Source organism: Lacticaseibacillus thailandensis DSM 22698 = JCM 13996, assembly GCF_001312865.1.
Taxonomy (GTDB): domain Bacteria; phylum Bacillota; class Bacilli; order Lactobacillales; family Lactobacillaceae; genus Lacticaseibacillus; species Lacticaseibacillus thailandensis.
Window position 1 is genome coordinate 14635 of sequence record NZ_BBER01000005.1, and the last position, 17650, is coordinate 32284.

Here is a 17650-nt window from a genome sequence, read left to right on the forward strand (position 1 = left end):
TTTTATTTTCAATTAATACTAGGCCAGGTCACCGTGGTTTGAGCCGGGACCCATGGCCCGGGGTTACCAACGGCACAATAAAGTTCGGTGCGGTTACCCGTTAATTGGCCGGACTGCTTTTCTTCATTTGCCGGGGGCTTTTCAAAAAAAACTTGTCGGTCATAATCCAAGGCGAATCGAGTAGAACGGATTAAAGGCCTTATTTAACCATAAAATTGGCAATCAACGCCCCCACGAGGGCGCTGACGGCCGCCGCGATGATGGTGAGGACGATCTCTAGCCACCCGGAGTAGCCGAAATGCTCAAAGGTCATGTACGCGCCAAAGACGCCCAGAAAGGTGACGATACTCAAAATGGTGGAACGCTGCTGTTGCCGGGGTTGCATGGTAGTCCTCCTCATTGGTTACGAGCTTCTACATCATACCCTCATTTTCACGGATGGGGCGGAGTACGTAAAGCGATTGCGTTGGGTATGGCGGTGATGTAAAACTAAGTCACAGGTGGAGATAATTGCACACGCTTTCACGTCACCACAAAATATGCTACAGTTTTCTCGAGGTGATGACATTGACAGTAGCAACCGCCCCACAGCGGGCAATTGATATCCTAGGTTTGGAACACGTCGTGAACACGCGGACCTACCACCATCTACGGACGACCAGTGGCCGGTACCTGCGGCCGCACAAAATTATTCGCGGTGGGCGGCTCACTGAGGCGACCACGCATGATGTGCAACAATTGGAGGCGTTAGACGTTACCGCGTGGTGGATCTACGCCTACCTAACGAGGCGGGTCAGAACCCCGACGTCAAGTTGTCGGGGGTGCAGTACGTTGCCGCCCCATTGTTTGTTGGCGACCTGAAAATGGAGTCGGATGCCTTGCGGGATTACGTGATCCACCATGAGGACGGGCCAGAGCACATTCGTCGCGGGTACCAGGACCTGGTGGCCAAGCCCGAATTGCAGGAATCGTTACGCCAATTTTTAGTCACGGCTGTCAACACGCCCGGTGCGGTGATGTTCCACTGTTCCGCCGGTAAGGACCGTACCGGTACCGCTGCGGCTTTGCTACTCGGTGCGCTCGGCGTTCCGCGGGACGTGATTCGCCGAGACTACTTGCTGTCCAACCACGAACAGGCGGCAGTCATTAACCAGACATTGGTGGCATTTGCCAGATGGGGGCGACCCGGCGGATGCTGCAAGACATGCGGGACATGACCGGGGTTCGGTTGATTATCTCGACACGGCATTGGACTGGGTCGACCAGCATTACGGCAACGTGCGTAATTATGTGGGTGAGCTACTGGGTAACGGTGCGGCCGGCCTGGCCGCATTGGATCATGCTTACCTAGAAGATGAAGCCAATAATTAAACGTTATTCAATCAAGCGGCGAATCACACCAATGAGGATGCGATGCGCCGCCCTTTTGCGTTCAGTCGACTTCACTTTGTGCGGCCACGTCGTCCAGCGAGTTACTGAAAAACTGCATGCGCTCCGCGTATGACGGGTGGTCATTGTGGGTGCGGATGGTCCGTTGCAACATGCGCAGGTGGTCGGTAATGATGCCGTCAGCGCCGATGAACAGCATTTGCTCCATACTGTCGGCGTCATTAACCGTCCAGGCCCAAACGGCTTGGTGGTGGTTATGCGCACCGTCTACGAAGCTATCATCGAGGGTCGTTTCCTCTAGGGTGTAGGCGTTGGCGTCGGTTTGCTGCAGGACTAGGGCGTACGGCAGGATGAAACTGACGTAGAGGTGCGGAACCCGGCGCCGTAGCGTGGTCACCACGTGGTAATTCAGGGAGTGCACCCGGTCGTGGTGGGCGATGAGCGTATGGGCGTAGCGGTGGATAAAGCGGGTCAGCATGCCACGACTGTCGTGGCTGGTTGTTTTGATTTCCACAATGAGCTTTTGCCCCCGAGCGTCGGCCGCCGCGAGGTAGCTGTCGAGACTGGCCAAATGGGCGTGGTGGCCGTGTTCGTGCACGACAATCCGCTGTAGTTGTTTCAGGGTGAGCTGCTTGGGTGTCTTGTTAATCCCAGCTAGTACGCAGATTTTCGTCGTGGAGAACGACAAACTGGTCGTCCTTAGTTTCGTGAACGTCGATCTCAATGTAATCGGGGTGTTCCCGCGCGGTACGCCGCATGGCGGGGATGGTGTTTTGGACGCCATTGTTACCGTCGACCCCGCGGTGGGAGATGGTCAGCGGGTGGTCGGCCGCCGCTCCTTTGAGGTAGACCGCGTTGAAGGCTACCAAGCCCACTAGCGCTCCGGTGACGACCAGGCCCGCAGTCACCAGGGTGCCACGCCGGTAGTGCGGCTGGATACGGGGCAGAACGGGACGGGTAAGTGCGCGCGGTTCAAGCAGAAACAGCAAGCAAGCCGTGCTGCCCATCGCGCCCAAGATGACTTTGCCAACCACCATCAGGGTCATGGTGACAATAGCGGCGGGGTACGCAAACGCGTAGGAATCGCAGAGCTGTTGGATACCGATCCAGGCCTCCGACCACACATACGCGATGGCCCAGACGGTCACGCCGAGTAACGTGGCGCGGACAAAGTAGAACCACCAGTGACCACGGGTAGCGCGCCAACTCTGGCGGGCGGCGGCACGCAGGTGCTGTTGGCCAAGAATGGCGAGTGGCAGGACGCGTAGCCAACGGACGGCGAGGTAGGTCATGATTATGTACAGCAGGCCGACCAGTGCGGCTAGGGGCGGCCGTTCGAGCAGCCACGCAGTGATGAAAATCGGTACGCGAACTTTGGCCAGCAGGCTGGAACCGACGATCAGGCCCGCAGCGGGGATGACAATCAGGCAGTAGGGGGCAAAGAAAAAGAGTGAGGTCCAGCGCAAATGGCGCAGGCTCCCCCAAACGCTTTGCCATAATCCCCGCCAGCCGTGGCCATCGTGCCGGTGGATGCGGTCGACGCCGATCAGGAGCACGGCAAACTGCAGGTAGATCAATACCAGAACGCTGATACCAATTGCCAGTAACCCCACGGTGACGGCCGGATGTTGCAGGGCCACCTGTGGGGCGTTGGTCAACGTCAGGTAGGGCACGCCCCCAGTGACTAGTACTGCCCGGGTGAGCCACCGCAAGATGGGGATGACGAGCAGGCTGAGGAGGACCCCTACCATGTTGATCAGCACGAAGTAACTGACCCAGTGCGCCCAGAATTCGCGGAGGACGGCCGTAATGTAACGCCAAGAATGCATATGTATATCTCCCATCTTGAATACCTAACTATTCTAGCATTGATAACGACGGTTATGGCCTTGGCGATGCAACGCGCTGTCTCCGGTCTGTCACGGGGCTGGGAATAGCCACCGGTGTCGGGCGGCAAGTAATGGTCTTGGCGTCAAAAAAAAGCCACGAAGATGCTGTCTTCGTGGTTTTTCCCTGCTGATGTGGGTGTTAACCGGTGTTGTACTCTGCTCCCACTGGGGGATGGTCTTGGGGTCGCAACTGGGGCGCCACTCACAACGGATTACTTGCTCAGTCGCTTGTAGTTGTCGTCGTAAAACTTACCGGCGCGAATATCGTCAGTCATACCCGCGTAAGGGGCCTCGTTGATGACATCGGTGTTGTTTTGACCGGCATCGCAATGTAAGTGATTTGGGCAAATTCGGGTACGACCAGCTTGGGGTACGTCTCGTACTTTTCGCGGGCTGCTTCCATCAGGTCAATGTGTTCGTTTTGGTACGTGACCGTGATTTCTGGGTGATCCTGAACCCACTTAGGGAAGAAGATCGTGCCGTTGATCCGGTGGTCGTTGGGCATAAAGTCGAGGGCAACGTCGGTCCCGGTTGGCTCCGTCCAGGCAATCTTGTAAATGCCGGGTACCAGCATCACGATGTTGGCTTCCTGACCCGTGACCCAGCGGCCGGCAACCATGCCGCCATGGATCCGGTAGTCAACGGTGTGGTCATTGTGGGCGTACCATTCGTATTCCCAACCGTTGTCGTAGGTGTAGATAAAGTAGGTGCCCAGGAAATCATCGAGGGTGGCGAACTTTTTGTTCATGTCATTGTGTGCTGTCATTATCGTTACTCCTAATCCAGTATTTTTAAACGTGTAAATATTTACATGTTTTTATCAACTTGATTAATATATACTGGAGGGCAAAGGAAGTCAAGCGGAGGACGCGTACATGGCACAACGAAATACTTTGCAGTACATCATCTTGGGGTTGCTGAGCCAAGCACCCCGCACGGGCTACGAGTTGACCCAAGATTTTGCCCACGAAATTGGTGAGTTTTGGCAGGCGCAGCACAGCCAAATCTACCCGTTGTTGGGCAAGATGGAGGCCCAGGGGCTCATTGCACATACGGTTGAGGTGACGGGCACCAAGCTGGAGAAGAAGCGGTACCGTAACACTGCGGAGGGACAGGCAGTGCTCACGGCATGGGTGGGGTCGCCAACGCCCACCATGGCGACGACCAAGGATGAATTTGTCCTCAAGCTTTACTTTGTGCAACGGGCGGATGATACCCGGCTACCGGGGATGATCAAAGAGCAGCTGAGAATTCACCGCGAGTGGCTGCAGCACCTGGAGGCACGCCGACAGCTACTGTTTGCCGACCCGGACGCAGCCAGTCAACAATTTGGTCACTACCTGATCTTAGACCACGCCTTGACGCGGGAACGCCAATACGTGCAGTGGTTGGAAGAACAATTAGCGCGGTTACCGCATAATTAAGTGTTGTTATGGATTCGGGTCAGCAATCGCCACATAATAGCTGTGGCACTTTGGTACAGACCGCAAAATGACAATCGTTACGGCTGAGTTACAAAGCACGCAAAGCGCTTGGCACCCCCTACTGCAGGCGTTATTATAAATTTAACAATAAAGGGGGTGCAGCCATGAAAATCAATGTTAGTGTGATCCGCGGCGATATTACTAAGAGCCGCAGTGACGCCATCGTGAACGCAGCCAACCCATCGCTGCTGGGCGGTGGTGGTGTGGATGGTGCCATTCACCGTGCGGCTGGACCCCGTTTACAGGCGGCGTGCCGGCGGTTGAACGGGTGTATGGTCGGTGAGGCTAAAATCACACCCGGGTTTGATCTGCGGGCGGCGTACGTGGTCCACACTGCGGGGCCTGTCTGGCAGGGTGGCGGTTACGGTGAAAGTGAGTTGCTGGCGAATAGCTACCGCAATAGTCTACTGGTGGCGGACGCGCACCGGTGCCGGACGGTCGACTTTCCGTCGATCAGTACGGGTGTGTATGGCTTTCCGCTGGTCAAAGCGGCGCCAGTGGCCGTGCGGACGTTAATGGCTACCATGCGCACGTGTCAGTACGTGCGGCGGGTACGTATCGTCGCGTTTGATGCGCACACGTACGAAACGTTTGCGGCGGCCATTGCGGCCAACGCGGAAATGGCAGTGTAGAACCAGCATGGATCAATACCAACAAGTCGTACTCCAATCGGGGGGTGCGATTTTTTTAGTGGCTAATTAGTCTAACGAGCGTAATTAATTAGGGCAAGCTTTAACCACCAATTGCGCTATTGAATAGCAATTGATCACTTACATTTTATCTTTTTGTACGTTATATTAAGACAAAATGTGAAAAAGGTGTTGACGACCCTCATTGTTTTGCTATATGCTAATCCCATCCTCGAGGACGAGGAAAATCTTCCACAGTGAAAGGGGCAATTGATTATGACTAAGATCAACCAGATTAGCATCATTATTATTCCGGCGATTATTAGCATTAACGTTGTCCCACACGCTGATGCAGTTAATGAATAATCGTTAGTGGCGGTTTTATGGGACGCCGCCACGACGCTAACGGTTATTCTCCGGGTGGCTGACACCCGGTGCAGTGGGTACGCCCAACACGTACCCGTGGAGGAATAACCATGATGAACCAAAACGTTGAACGCCTAGAAGCAATCCAAATACCCGCAATTACCATGATCGCAAAGGTGATTATTACACCGATTGCAGTCATTCGTTAGTTGCGGGTTTTATTGTCGGCACGAGTGCCGGTGATGAAATAACGCGGATATAGCTGAACTAGGCCGACTCGACGTCAAATAGTGATACGAGCCGGCGCTCTGCACACTGAAATTGGTGGTGGGGCGCCATTTTTCATACCCGTAAACGCCTCAACGTGGGGGATTAGCCGGATAATCGGACCACGACACATATAGTAGTGACCACCATACAAACTTTGAAAGTGAGGAAAAATAACATGACAACAACACTGTATACGCACTTGGCACTTTTTGATGGGGAACACGATGCTTTACGCCGGATAGCTGGCTGACGGTGGACGACGCGACGGGCAAAGTTGCCGCTACCGGTACGGGCACGGCGCCGACTGCCGATACTACGGTGGATTGCGACGGCCAGTACGTGATGCCGGGGATGATGAACTGCCATGTGCATTTGGGTAGTAACGCCCACCAGTTGGCTGCGAGTGAACGGAGTGAAGCCGAGACCACGTTGCTGGCCCTGCAAAACCTCAAGGACCTGCTTGAATCCGGGGTTACGTACGTCCGTAACCTGTCGACGGATTACGACGTGGACGTCAAGCTACGGAACGCGCAAGCAGAATACGGTTTCCCAGCGCCGCACGTGGTGGCTTCCGGCCGGGCCATGAGTGCGACGGGTGGTCACGGCGACAGCCCACACCACACCGGCAACGAGTCGTACTTGGTGGATTCGCCGGATGAGATGCGTCACGCGGTGCGCCAGGCCTTCAAGAACGGTGCCGATGTGATCAAAATCATGGCAACTGGCGGGGTTATGTCGGTCGCTGACAGCCCGCTGGACGCGGAGTTCACCAAGGAGGAGATGGCGGTTGCGACCCGGGAGGCCCATGCCCGCCGGCGCAAGGTTGCAGCCCACGCGCAGGGCACGTCTGGGATCCGGTTGGCTTTGGAAGCTGGCGTGGATTCAATTGAACACGGCATCTTCCTTGATGAAGAGGAAGCCGAGTTCATGAAGGACCACCAGGTGTACTTAGTCCCGACGTTGAACGCAGTCGAGGGCATCGTAGAACACGGTGCGGGTAAGATCCCGGACTACATGGTGCGCAAGGCGAGCGACTTTGCTCAGGCGTTCTTCAAGAACATGAAGATGGCGGTCAAGGCCGGCGTACCGTTCGCCACGGGGACCGACGCGGGAACGCCGTTCAACGACTTTGCCACCGGGTACTGGGATGAGCTGCACCTGCTGGTACACAAAGTGGGGATGGCCCCGCAGGACGTACTGTACGCGGCGACGCGCAACTCGGCCGATTTGTTAGGGGTCAGCGACGAGTACGGTGCCTTGACGGCCGGCAAGTACGCTGACTTCCTGGTATTGCGGGAGAACCCGCTAGACGATGTGGATGCGGTCCGGCAGGCGGATAAGCAGGTTTACCAAGGAGGCAAGAGGGTGTATCCCCGCGGGTAACCGCAGCACGGTGACATATTAGTCAGTTAACTAATTGGGTTAATACAAACAGTCCATGGGAGGATCTAATTATGAAGACAGTGAATCGTCACAAGGGGAGTTGGCCGGCAAGAGTCGGCTTGTTGGCAGCAACGGCAGCGTCAGTACTGCTGTTAGCTGCCTGTGGCAATAGCAAAGCTAGTGCATCCGCCACCAAGGCCATCACGGTATCCATTCCGAGCCAGCTAGAAACGCTGGACGGGGCGCAGGCGGCCGATACTTCCAGCGGTGAAGTGTTGACCAACGTTGAGGAAGGCTTGGTAGTGATGGGCAAGCACAACAAACTGCAGCCCGGCATCGCTAAATCTTGGACCAAATCCGCAGATGGGTTGACCTACACCTTTGAACTGCGCCACGACGCCAAGTGGGCGGACGGCAAGCCGTTGAACGCCCACGACTTTGTTTATTCCTGGCGCCGGAACGTTGATCCTAAGACCAAAGCGGTCAACGCGTACCGCTACTCCGGTATCAAGAATGCGGACGCCATTAATAGTGGTAAACAGGACCCGTCGACCCTGGGTGTCCAGGCTGATGGTGACTACAAGTTGGTCGTACACCTGGAACACCCAATGGCCACGTTCCTGTCGATGATGCCGAACGCCGAATTTTTGCCGGCCGAACGTAGCGTGGTCACGAAGTACGGCAGTAAGTACGGCACCAACGCCGCCAAGACTGGGTATGATGGCCCGTACACGCTGAAGAGTTGGAACGGGACCAACGATTCCTGGACGCTGGTGAAGAACAATAAGTATTGGAATAAAAAGAACGTGCACCTGGACAAAGTTACATACCAGGTAGTTAAGACCACGTCAACTGGCTTAAATATGTTTGAGTCGGGCCAGCTGGACCAAACCGAATTATCTGGGGATGAGGTCAAAAATGAAAAAAAACGACAAGTCATTCAAGCAGGTCCTTTCTGGGGTGGGCACCTACGTGGTCACTAATGAAAAGGCGCCAAGTAACGATACCTTGAAGCGGGCCTTCAACAACGTGGATATTCGCAAGGCGCTGTCGTTATCAATCGACCGGAAGACGTTCACGCAGAACACGTTGGCCGATGGCTCGCAACCGGCACTCGGCTTTGTTTCCCGCGACCTGGGGCAGAACCCGAAGACCGGCACCGACTTTGCTCAGGAAGCCTACGTCAAAAATGACCCGGCCAACAGCGGGGTAAGTTACAACCGGAAGTTGGCACAGCAGTACTGGGCTAAGGGGCTCAAAGAGTTGGGGCTGAACGGTCTCAGCTTCAACCTGACCGTGGATGAGGATGACCAGTGGGACCAGATTTCCCAGTACCTGCAGGAAGCCTGGACGAAGAACCTGAAGGGTTTGAAGGTCACGGTGAAGAAGGTACCTAAGGCGACGCGGGTCAAGGACCTGTTGGGCAATGACTTTGATGTTATTCTGACGAGCTGGAGTCCCGACTACGATCCGACAACGTTCTTGGACATGATGGTCACGGGTAATTCCTACAACTTCGGTGGTTGGAGCAATTCTGAGTACGACAGCCTGATGAACACGGTCCACACGACGGCCAACGAGACCGAGCGGTGGAACGATATGGTCAAGGCGGAGAAGTTGTTAATGAAGGAACAAGGGGTCATCCCACTGTACCAGAACGCGACAAACTACCTGCGGAACACGAAGCTGACCGGCATGGTTGATAATGCGGCCGGCGGCAACCCAGGATGGCGTGGGGTCGATTTGAAGTAGAGAGCGGAGCCCCGCGGGTAAAAGCGCTAGCATAAGGCAGGCTCGCCGAAAGGCCCTGGTTTGGCCTTGGGGGGGGGCATGCCTTATGCGGTAGCTTTTGCGGGGTGCAGCTCGTTTTGACTAGAGAGCGGAGCCCCGCGGGTAAAAGCGCTAGCGTAAGCGGCCTTTGCCCGCACCAGTCCACGCCAAGTACCCTGTACACAAGCATGCAAGGAGGATTAACGTTATGGCAAATACAGAATCAGCAACCAGTACCGAACGGGCCACCGTTGAACAGTTTGCCCGTGATTACTTTGACCATTTGGCACCGTACGTGCGCTTGGAGAGTGTCTCCGCGCAGCACCGCGGCATTCAGGAGACCGCCAATTGGCTGCAACACACCTTCCGCGAGTTGGGTGCCAGTTACGTAACGCAGTGGGATGAGCTGGGCGGCAACCCCGTCGTCTTTGCCCAGTTCCAGGGGGCGTCAGACCACACGATGTTGTTCTACAACCACTACGATGTTCAACCGCCGGAACCCCTCGACGAATGGCACACCGAGCCGTTTGAACCAACCTTCCAGGATGATGGTACCGTGCGGGCCCGGGGGATTGGGGATGACAAAGGTGAACTGATGTGCCGGTTGACGGCCGTACGTTACTTGCAGGATCACGGTGGGCTGCCATGTAACCTTAAATTCGTGGTTGAAGGTGAAGAAGAAGTGGGCTCAGGCCACTTTGCCGACTATGTGCAGCACCACGCGGCGGATTTGGCCGCTGATGTCTGCGTTTGGGAAGGCGGCAGTAAGAACGGGCAGGAACACTTCACCGTGACTGGTGGGGTCAAAGGTATTTTGGCGTTCGACCTCAGCGTGCGGACGGCGGATGTGGACTTGCACTCATCGCTCGGTGCTTACGTTGATAACGCGGCGTGGCGGTTGATCGACGCGTTGCACTCGCTGCGGACGCCCGACCGACGCTTAGCTGTCGATGGGTACTATGATTTGGTCGCACCCATGTCTGCGGCGACCAAGCAGGCGGTTGACCGGATGGACTTTGACGCGGATGGCTTGCGCCAGCGGGCGGGGTTACGGCAACCATACCTACGTGACGACCCTAAGCTGGCGAGCGTGAACGAACCGTCCCTGACCGTGAATGGTTTTAATGCCGGCTATACCGGGGATGGGGTGAAGACCGTCATCCCACGAGAAGCCCACGCCAAGTTAGATTGCCGGCTGGCCCAGGGACAGACTCCGCAGGCCTGCTTTGACCTCATCCGGGCATAGCTCGACCGGAATGGATTCAAAGATGTCGAGATGACTTTTAAGTTGGGGGAGGATCCGTTCCGTTCCGACCTGGAGAATCCATTCTTCCAGGCAGCCACCAACGTCGCCAAGTCGGTGTACGGCGCTGACAACGTACGGGTTGTGCCCAACTCCGCTGGTGGCGGGCCCCAAGCACCCGTAGCCGACACGCTGCATGTGCCAATTGTATCGGTTGGCTGCGGTTACTATGGTAGCGGGGCCCACGCGCCAAACGAAAGCCTGCGTGTCCGTGACTACCAGGAAGGTGCCTGGTACATGGTGGCGTTGATGCGGCAAGTGGGAGCATAATGGCCGCGTGTGGATTGCCCGACTGCAGTGCAACAAAAATACCCCACCGGTAAAGGGGTACCGGTGGGGCGGTTGTTACCATATTATTGAGTTGGGTCATAGCGACCACGGTTGACCGACCGTGGTCGCTTTGTTTGGGCTAGGCACCACAGATGTTAACGCCCAGGGCCTGCATCTGCTGACGCAGTTCCTCAGTGTCCAAGTTCTGGGGTACGTAGCGCGCAACCGTGACGTTACCATCGATAATGCCACTGTCATCGCGCAGTACTAGCGCGGCGTTTTTGTAATCCAGGTTCAGGCCGTTGCCGAGGAACGTACTCTCTTCGCTGCCCGTAGTCAACGCCAGGTTGGCGTTGTTTTCCATCGGATCGGCGTAATCGGGATCTGCATCGTCACGTAGTACTAACTGGAAACTGCTACCAATGGTACAGGTGCCGCCGACCATGGAATACTTGCTGGAGCCGTCGTCCAGCGCAAGGAACACGTTGTCCGTATCGCGAATCTTGTTACGCAAATATTCTTGTGCTGCTGGTTTAATGTTAATCTTCATCCTATCAGCCTCCTCAGGTTGGGGCGTTAGTAACTGGTTCCTATCTACAAGGTATAGTATACACTAACCAAAAGTAAGTAGTCAACTAATGATACGATAGGGATAACTAAGGGTGGATGCCTTAGCAATCGCCAGTTGTGTTAAAATAAAGGCCGTTAGTAAGATGTCTGTAGCTGAGATGCTACGTTTCACGTAGTAGAAGGAGTATGACAATATGACTGAATCCACCGACATCACGATCAAACTACCAGCTGACATTATGGACCAGCTGGCCAAAGAGACCCAGGCGACGGGTGAGAGCAACGCGGAAGTAATTGCGCAGGCGCTGAAAGAATACCTGTACACGCAGCAGCAACAGCGTGAGTTCATCTTTGAGGATGACTGCAACGATTAACATTTAAATCTTAATATCTGTTAAATATCCCAGAGTGATTCTTGTAAAGGATGGCTCTGGGGTATTTTTATGTGATCAAATGAACGCCAACAAATTCTAATTTGAGAAATTAAGCGCAACAACATTTGTGCAAATATCACGGAATGCTTACGTCCACATTTTAATTCTAGGATTATTTTTAATAACAATTTTGTACACTAAAAGTTTCCTACCCCCGGAAACAACTTTGGCTCTAAGCCTAATTGTAAGCGATTACTATTAAAGCGTAGAAAAATTATGACAGGAGGAAATAACTATGGCAAAAGTTTTACTGGTTTGTGGTAGTGGAGCATCAAGCGGTTTTATGGCTGCTGCTGGACGTAAGGCGGCAAAGAAGGCTAAGTCCGATTTGGAGTTTAAGGCGCGTAGTGATTCTGAACTGGGAGACTTTCTCCAGGGGGTAGATTTACTACTAATTGCACCACACCTTAAGTATATGCTGCACGATGCGCAGAAGGAGGCTGATCAGTATGGGGTCAAGGTGGCCATTATTCCTCAAAAGGTATATGGAGCACTTGATGGCGCGGGATTAGTTACTTTTGCAAACGAGGAATTAAACAGGGGATAGGGTCGTATGGAAGCTAAGGAAGAAACGTTACGTGAAAATCTGAATCTCATCTCGATGCAGGTTATTTTACATGCTGGAAATGCTCGTGACACCATCATGAAAGTGTTCGATTTGCTCGCGGGCGATACCGTTGACTTTGAGCAGTTACATCAGTTACTGCACGATGCTAGGCAGGAAATAACCATTGCGCACAAGAATCAAACGGACATGTTGCAGAGGGAAGCAAACGGAGAATACATTCCTTACTCAGTCTTGTTTGGGCATGCGCAAGATACCTTAATGACAATTCAGAGTGAATTGATTATGGCTGAGAAATTGGTGCCGGTATTTAAGTCTTTGAAGGAGGAAAAGTCATGAAGAAGCTGATTACATGGATGACGGATGTATTTGCTCCTAAAGCAAATAAGATTGTCAAAAATCCATGGGTAGCATCCGTGCAAGATTCCATTTTAACAGCGATTCCAATGATTTTCATTGGGTCGTTTGCGACGATATTGTCACTCGTTCAGAACGTTTGGAAGGGATTCCCAGACTTTTCGATGTTGAGTACCTTTAGCTTTGGACTATTCTCATTATTTTTATCCTATTTGTTGCCTGAGGCCATTATGACCCACAAAAACCATAAGGATGTTGCCAAGGCGGCAGGGTTAGCCGGTATTGCATTCTTCTTGTTGGTGACGTATCCCTCGTTTACTAAGGCTGGGAATTTGGTCCTCAATATCAACTTGTTAGGCACTGGTGGGATGCTGGCCGCGCTGGTATCAGGGCTGTTCGTCGGTTTTGTGATGAACATTGCTTCCAAGTTCCAGTTTTTCGGTGAAGACTCCAGTTTGCCTGATTTTGTTGCTACGTGGTTTAACACGTTGATTCCGATTATTGTTGTTTTACTCATTGGATGGCTGTTCACGTTCCAGTTGCACTTCAATATGTCTGCGTCAATTACTAGTGTATTAATGCCGTTAGTTAAGATTGGTGGCAGTTTTGGCGGTTTTGTTTTCATTATTTTCTTGGGCTATTCGTTTTTGTACACTTTTGGTATTTCCAGCTGGATTATTTACCCAGTCGAAATTGCAATTGCCCTGCCAGGTATTGCTGCTAATGCCCAACAGGTAGCTAATGGTGGCGCCCCAACGCATATCTTTGTTGACGAAGTTATCGATATGTTTGTTATTGGTGGTGGCGGTGCAACCTTAGCATTAGCCATTATGATGGCTTTTATGGCCAAATCAGCTCGGATGAAGATGGTTGGACGTGCGGGCTTGATTCCGTCGATTTTTAACATCAACGAGCCAATTGTGTTTGGTGCACCAATTGCGTTCAACCCAATTTTGATGGTGCCAATGTGGATTATGGGACTACTTGGCCCAATTTCAGCATGGGTAGTTATGAAATTGGGCCTTGTACCTATTCCGGCTCACGTGTTTGGACTGTGGTACCTGCCAACTCCTATTTTTGCCTTTTTTTTGCCACCAAGTCATTGCGCGGTGTGATTTATGTAGTTGTACTATTTATTATTTCTTGGCTTGTTTACTTGCCGTTCTTCCGGGCAGCTGACAGTGTGGCTTTGAAGCAAGAACAGTCGGGTGATGACGAATAAAGTGAGAGAGACCTCAATATGAAACTTCAGGATAGTGATCTAGTTAAGTTCTTGCACGCTCATCGCAATTGGCAATCAGCGCAGACATTAGCAGTTCAATTTGGGGTTAGCACTCGTACAATACGTAACCATGTCAATAGTATTAATGCGTCCTCTTCTGTAATAGAGTCTGGGCAATTTGGCTACCGGATAAAATCACTAAATAGTGCGCTATTAGATACGCCAAAACAAAATATACAAAATCAGCTGTTTGGTATCCTCTTTGCTTCGTCGCAAGGTAGCGTGTCACTTGAATCGGTTATTAACCAAACCTATTTTTCGGAGGCAACGATTAAGGATGCAGTGGCTAAATTTAATCATGAGAACAAAGGAAATGACGTCCAGATAAAATTGAGTAAGGCCATGCTTACTTTGGAGGGCACTGAGTATAGTCGACGTCGCTTATTTCACCGGTTTGCAGGTGAACAGTTAAGGAGTTTAGGTCGTTTACAACCAGGTCCATTTAATTTAGCACATCTAATTCCCAATATTTCGATAGATTCCCTCCAGCAAATTATTACCTCGGTAGTTAACAAAAAGGACTTAGTTATTAATGGTTATGAAATGAATGATTTGCTGCTACACTATGCAATTTCCATCAACCGCATCATGCAGGGTAACAGCTATAGTCAATTTATTCAAAATAAAGGCCTTAAGAGTCGGGAGGAATATGAATTAACGCTCCAGATAACTGACCGCCTTTTTCAACAATTTAACCTTCGATTTAATGAATACGAAGTTAGTGCATTAACCTTGGCGCTGGTGGGTAAAACTATTGCGCGTGATACTAATAAGCAAGGTATAGAGGATTTGGAGCAGTACGTACCCAAACGCGTTGTTGATGCATGCTTGCAAGTGATTGATAAAACCAGCCACGAATATAATTTGCAGCTGAATGATCCTAGCTTTCAAGTACGCTTCATTATTCACGTCAACAACATGGTTAGTCGGGTCAGATTTGGGCAAAGTCCGCAAACTGAGGATTTTAGCCAGCTAACGCAACAGTATCCATTACTTTATGAGATGGCTCTTTACATGCTTGAAGCGTTATCAGATGAGCTGCATTTGACCATTGATCATTGTGAGAGTGTTTATCTATTGTTGCATTTAGGAGCATACCTGGAAAACGATCAACACCACTTAATCAACGCTGTTGTGGTTGTACCAGAGTATTACGATATGGCTACGAGTCTGTTAGAGCGACTTGATGATGTTTTTGGGCATGAGCTTCGAGTTACACAGGTCATGCAGGATATTCCTGGTGGAGGGATTCAGTTTGATTCACGACTCATTATTACTACGCAATCGCTAAAGACGATGCCGGATCAACGGGTAGTGCGGGTATCTCCGTTACTTTCGAGTATCGATATTGCCCGTTTGCATAAGGAAATTGATCAAATTGCACACCAAGATTGGGTGCTAAAAAATATTGGTTACCTTCACCGTTATTTATCGCGAGACCTATTTTTCAACCATATGCAATTTAAAACAAAGCAAGAAGCACTAGATTTTGGCGCACAACAATTTGAGAGTCAGGGGTACACGGATGATAAGTTTATCCACGAAATTTTGAAGCGCGAAAAATTGGCAGCAACAAATTTTGGTAATGTTGCTATTCCGCACACTATGCGTATGAAGGCTAAGCACACAGTTATGTTAGTAATCATGAATGATAAACCTATTAAGTGGAGCGCGGAAAGTAGTTGCAGGTTAATAATCATGATTGCCGTTAGTAATAAAGCGGTCCATGTTTTTGGTGAACTGCTACAGGTCATGATTAGCGCACTATCAATTAAACACAACGTAGAGTTGTTACTAGCGTGTGATGATTACGATCAGTTTGCCACGCAATTTGCAGATATGTTTAGTAAGGTCCGTCGAGAAGATATCTAGTAATGGAGGTTATAGTTAATGGATAAGAATTTATTGCATGCACAAGAAGGATTTCGACCTGATTTTATGTGGGGCGGTGCCATTGCGGCAAACCAGGCTGAAGGTGCTTGGGATGTTGATGGCCGTGGCCCAAGTCAAGCCGACATTATGCTATTACCCGATGAGTATAGTCGGTTGGGTTCTTTTGGGGAAAACGTGACCCGTGAAGAAATTGAGCGGGCACTCAATGATAAACAAGGGAATTATCCTCGGCGTAGAGGAATTGATTTTTACCACACGTTTGCCAGTGATTTGGAAATGATGGCAGAAATGGGCTTTAAATGCTTCAGAACGTCATTTAGCTGGAGCAGGATTTTTCCTCGTGGCGATGAGGGAAGCCCTAACGAAGAAGGGCTTAAGTTTTATGATCGGTTGATTGACAAGATGCTCGAATTACACATTGAGCACGTTATGACAATTTCGCATTACGAAATGCCAACCTACCTCATCACTGAGTATGGTGGGTGGTCTAACCCTAAGCTAGTTGATCTGTTCTTGAAGTTTGCCAAAGTGCTATTGGATCGGTACCAGGATAAAGTTAAATACTGGATTATTTTTAATCAAGTTAACGATGTGTATGGTTGGGGTGAATTCGCAGGCTTGGGTATTTTAAAGGGCGAGCATGCCAATCAGGAGCAGGCTAAGTTTCAGGCTGTTCATCACCAATTTGTGGCAAATGCTAAGACCGTTGAGTATGCACACAGCCTCAATAAGGGCCTGCAAATGGGGATGATGCTGGGTTATACGTCCATGTATCCTCAAAGCGACAAGCCTGAAGACGTCATGGCCGCGTATCAGCTCAATCAGAAAGAGTCCTATTTCTTCACCGACGTGACGGTTTTAGGCGAATATCCAGGCTACATGAAGCGTTACTTCAAGGAGCATGATATCAATCTTAAGGTCACGCAGGACGAATTAGACACTATTCGGCGTAACACGGTTGATTATATTGCCTTTAGTTATTACTCCAGTAGTGTTGTTTCGGCAGATAAGCCTAATGAGCAACAAGCTAATAACCATCTTGATGCGTCCATTTGGGGATGGTCATACGACCCCACTGGGTTCCGCTATGCATTTAACAATCTCTGGGATCGGTACCATCTACCACTATTTGTTGCTGAAAATGGTTTGGGTGCTCTTGATAAGGTTGAAAATGGCAAGATTCATGATTCGTACCGCATCGACTATTTACGTCAGCACATTGCTGCTATGCGGGAGGCGGTCAAGGACGGAGTGAATGTGATTGGTTATGCTTCTTGGGGACCAATCGACATAGTTAGTTATTCACAGGCCGAGATGAGTAAACGGTATGGCTATATTTATGTTGATTTGGATGATAAGGGTAATGGTTCCGGGAAGCGCCTTCGTAAGGACTCCTTTTACTGGTATCAGCGTGTTATTCAGTCTAACGGCGAGGAACTTGAATAGTAGCGAAAATGGCGGGCTTAAATTATAAGCTGCAACGAAAAAGGGGCCGGCGTTTGCTGGCCCCTTTTGTGATCCTTGATATGGTACACGCTGACTTTACCCATCTTCGTTGCACCGTTTATTACTACGTGAGGGCCAGTATCAGTAGCACAGCGATGATGAAAATAGACCACGACACCAGCTTAGTGCTGCTCAGTGTCGAACACGAAGTCTGGCGAGAAAAACTATCCCCGAAAATTATGCCGCTAATACTGAAGTTGACCAGATTGGCGATAATTGGTGCCAGGAGGCGGCGGTGATTCGTCTGGGCTAATCACTTCCGGCGCGGTCACCTGGGAATCCTGTTCAAA

General features: G+C 51.2%; 16 protein-coding genes and 3 pseudogenes. 14 read left to right on the forward strand and 5 right to left on the reverse strand.

Features of this window, described 5'->3' with window-relative positions:
* Positions 1-199: 199 nt before the first annotated feature.
* A complete protein-coding gene (locus JCM13996_RS07715) occupies positions 200-385 on the reverse strand; it encodes a hypothetical protein (protein ID WP_054750689.1) in 186 nt (61 codons plus the stop codon).
* A gap of 176 nt (positions 386-561) precedes the next feature.
* On the opposite strand from JCM13996_RS07715, the pseudogene JCM13996_RS07720 reads away from it, so the two are divergent.
* Together JCM13996_RS07720 and JCM13996_RS12495 are read left to right on the forward strand one after the other, a co-directional pair.
* Positions 562-1217, forward strand: a pseudogene (locus JCM13996_RS07720) (tyrosine-protein phosphatase).
* 31 nt (positions 1218-1248) lie between these two features.
* The gene (locus JCM13996_RS12495; protein WP_263848895.1) at positions 1249-1371 is read left to right on the forward strand and encodes a hypothetical protein; all 123 of its coding nucleotides are present in this window, start codon (positions 1249-1251) and stop codon (positions 1369-1371) included.
* 61 nt (positions 1372-1432) lie between these two features.
* On the opposite strand, the gene JCM13996_RS07725 is transcribed toward JCM13996_RS12495, so the two are convergent.
* From JCM13996_RS07725 to JCM13996_RS07735, 3 genes and pseudogenes are all read right to left on the reverse strand, one after another.
* On the reverse strand, positions 1433-2077 hold the full coding sequence (locus JCM13996_RS07725; protein ID WP_054750691.1) for a glycerophosphodiester phosphodiesterase family protein: 645 nt from the start codon (positions 2075-2077) through the stop codon (positions 1433-1435).
* Positions 2034-3218 carry a glycerophosphoryl diester phosphodiesterase membrane domain-containing protein gene (locus tag JCM13996_RS07730; protein ID WP_054750692.1) on the reverse strand — a complete coding sequence of 395 codons (1185 nt, stop codon included), beginning with the start codon at positions 3216-3218 and terminating at the stop codon, positions 2034-2036. Before JCM13996_RS07730 ends, JCM13996_RS07725 begins: the two co-directional genes overlap by 44 nt.
* Positions 3219-3490: 272 nt before the next feature.
* Positions 3491-4026 (reverse strand): annotated as a pseudogene (locus JCM13996_RS07735) (phenolic acid decarboxylase).
* Positions 4027-4153: 127 nt separating this feature from the next.
* Between JCM13996_RS07735 and JCM13996_RS07740 the strand changes: the two are divergent.
* The 6 genes and pseudogenes from JCM13996_RS07740 to JCM13996_RS12955 all read left to right on the forward strand — a co-directional run bounded on the left by JCM13996_RS07740 (position 4154) and on the right by JCM13996_RS12955 (position 10753).
* Positions 4154-4702, forward strand: coding sequence for a PadR family transcriptional regulator (locus JCM13996_RS07740; protein WP_054750693.1), 549 nt, complete (start codon positions 4154-4156; stop codon positions 4700-4702).
* A 164-nt stretch (positions 4703-4866) separates the two neighbouring features.
* Positions 4867-5394: an O-acetyl-ADP-ribose deacetylase gene (locus JCM13996_RS07745; protein ID WP_054750694.1), complete on the forward strand. Its 528-nt coding sequence runs from the start codon at positions 4867-4869 to the stop codon at positions 5392-5394.
* Between the two features lie 885 nt (positions 5395-6279).
* Complete coding sequence (locus JCM13996_RS07750; protein ID WP_225353542.1) at positions 6280-7410, forward strand: metal-dependent hydrolase family protein; 1131 nt, start codon at positions 6280-6282, stop codon at positions 7408-7410.
* Positions 7411-7715: 305 nt separating this feature from the next.
* Positions 7716-9162, forward strand: a pseudogene (locus JCM13996_RS11900) (peptide ABC transporter substrate-binding protein).
* Positions 9163-9388: 226 nt separating this feature from the next.
* Complete coding sequence (locus tag JCM13996_RS07765) at positions 9389-10426, forward strand: M20/M25/M40 family metallo-hydrolase (protein WP_338034390.1); 1038 nt, start codon at positions 9389-9391, stop codon at positions 10424-10426.
* 30 nt (positions 10427-10456) lie between these two features.
* Entirely contained in the window at positions 10457-10753 is a 297-nt protein-coding gene (locus tag JCM13996_RS12955; protein ID WP_338034391.1) for a M20/M25/M40 family metallo-hydrolase, read from the forward strand.
* A 139-nt stretch (positions 10754-10892) separates the two neighbouring features.
* On the opposite strand, the gene JCM13996_RS07770 is transcribed toward JCM13996_RS12955, so the two are convergent.
* Complete coding sequence (locus JCM13996_RS07770) at positions 10893-11303, reverse strand: iron-sulfur cluster biosynthesis family protein (protein ID WP_054750697.1); 411 nt, start codon at positions 11301-11303, stop codon at positions 10893-10895.
* Positions 11304-11517: 214 nt separating this feature from the next.
* On the opposite strand from JCM13996_RS07770, the gene JCM13996_RS07775 reads away from it, so the two are divergent.
* From JCM13996_RS07775 to JCM13996_RS07800, 6 genes are all read left to right on the forward strand, one after another.
* Entirely contained in the window at positions 11518-11697 is a 180-nt protein-coding gene (locus JCM13996_RS07775; protein ID WP_054750698.1) for a ribbon-helix-helix domain-containing protein, read from the forward strand.
* 295 nt (positions 11698-11992) lie between these two features.
* Complete coding sequence (locus JCM13996_RS07780) at positions 11993-12304, forward strand: PTS sugar transporter subunit IIB (RefSeq protein ID WP_054750699.1); 312 nt, start codon at positions 11993-11995, stop codon at positions 12302-12304.
* 6 nt (positions 12305-12310) lie between these two features.
* The gene (locus JCM13996_RS07785; RefSeq protein WP_054750700.1) at positions 12311-12661 is read left to right on the forward strand and encodes a PTS lactose/cellobiose transporter subunit IIA; all 351 of its coding nucleotides are present in this window, start codon (positions 12311-12313) and stop codon (positions 12659-12661) included.
* Positions 12658-13794 carry a PTS sugar transporter subunit IIC gene (locus JCM13996_RS07790; RefSeq protein ID WP_225353543.1) on the forward strand — a complete coding sequence of 379 codons (1137 nt, stop codon included), beginning with the start codon at positions 12658-12660 and terminating at the stop codon, positions 13792-13794. The genes JCM13996_RS07785 and JCM13996_RS07790 overlap by 4 nt, the downstream gene beginning before the upstream one ends.
* 125 nt (positions 13795-13919) lie before the next feature.
* Positions 13920-15833 (forward strand): BglG family transcription antiterminator, encoded by a 1914-nt coding sequence (locus JCM13996_RS07795; RefSeq protein ID WP_054750701.1) that lies wholly within the window; start codon positions 13920-13922, stop codon positions 15831-15833.
* A gap of 18 nt (positions 15834-15851) precedes the next feature.
* Complete coding sequence (locus JCM13996_RS07800) at positions 15852-17300, forward strand: glycoside hydrolase family 1 protein (RefSeq protein ID WP_054750702.1); 1449 nt, start codon at positions 15852-15854, stop codon at positions 17298-17300.
* Positions 17301-17650: the final 350 nt, after the last annotated feature.

Coding starts and splice junctions, on each gene's coding strand:
- JCM13996_RS07785 (WP_054750700.1), top strand. CDS start 12,311: ATGGAAGCTAAGGAAGAAACGTTACGTGAAAATCTGAATCTCATCTCG.
- JCM13996_RS12955 (WP_338034391.1), top strand. CDS start 10,457: ATGACTTTTAAGTTGGGGGAGGATCCGTTCCGTTCCGACCTGGAGAAT.
- JCM13996_RS07740 (WP_054750693.1), top strand. CDS start 4,154: ATGGCACAACGAAATACTTTGCAGTACATCATCTTGGGGTTGCTGAGC.
- JCM13996_RS07715 (WP_054750689.1), bottom strand. CDS start 385: ATGCAACCCCGGCAACAGCAGCGTTCCACCATTTTGAGTATCGTCACC.
- JCM13996_RS07775 (WP_054750698.1), top strand. CDS start 11,518: ATGACTGAATCCACCGACATCACGATCAAACTACCAGCTGACATTATG.
- JCM13996_RS07800 (WP_054750702.1), top strand. CDS start 15,852: ATGGATAAGAATTTATTGCATGCACAAGAAGGATTTCGACCTGATTTT.
- JCM13996_RS07730 (WP_054750692.1), bottom strand. CDS start 3,218: ATGCATTCTTGGCGTTACATTACGGCCGTCCTCCGCGAATTCTGGGCG.
- JCM13996_RS07745 (WP_054750694.1), top strand. CDS start 4,867: ATGAAAATCAATGTTAGTGTGATCCGCGGCGATATTACTAAGAGCCGC.
- JCM13996_RS07790 (WP_225353543.1), top strand. CDS start 12,658: ATGAAGAAGCTGATTACATGGATGACGGATGTATTTGCTCCTAAAGCA.
- JCM13996_RS07770 (WP_054750697.1), bottom strand. CDS start 11,303: ATGAAGATTAACATTAAACCAGCAGCACAAGAATATTTGCGTAACAAG.
- JCM13996_RS07780 (WP_054750699.1), top strand. CDS start 11,993: ATGGCAAAAGTTTTACTGGTTTGTGGTAGTGGAGCATCAAGCGGTTTT.
- JCM13996_RS07795 (WP_054750701.1), top strand. CDS start 13,920: ATGAAACTTCAGGATAGTGATCTAGTTAAGTTCTTGCACGCTCATCGC.
- JCM13996_RS07765 (WP_338034390.1), top strand. CDS start 9,389: ATGGCAAATACAGAATCAGCAACCAGTACCGAACGGGCCACCGTTGAA.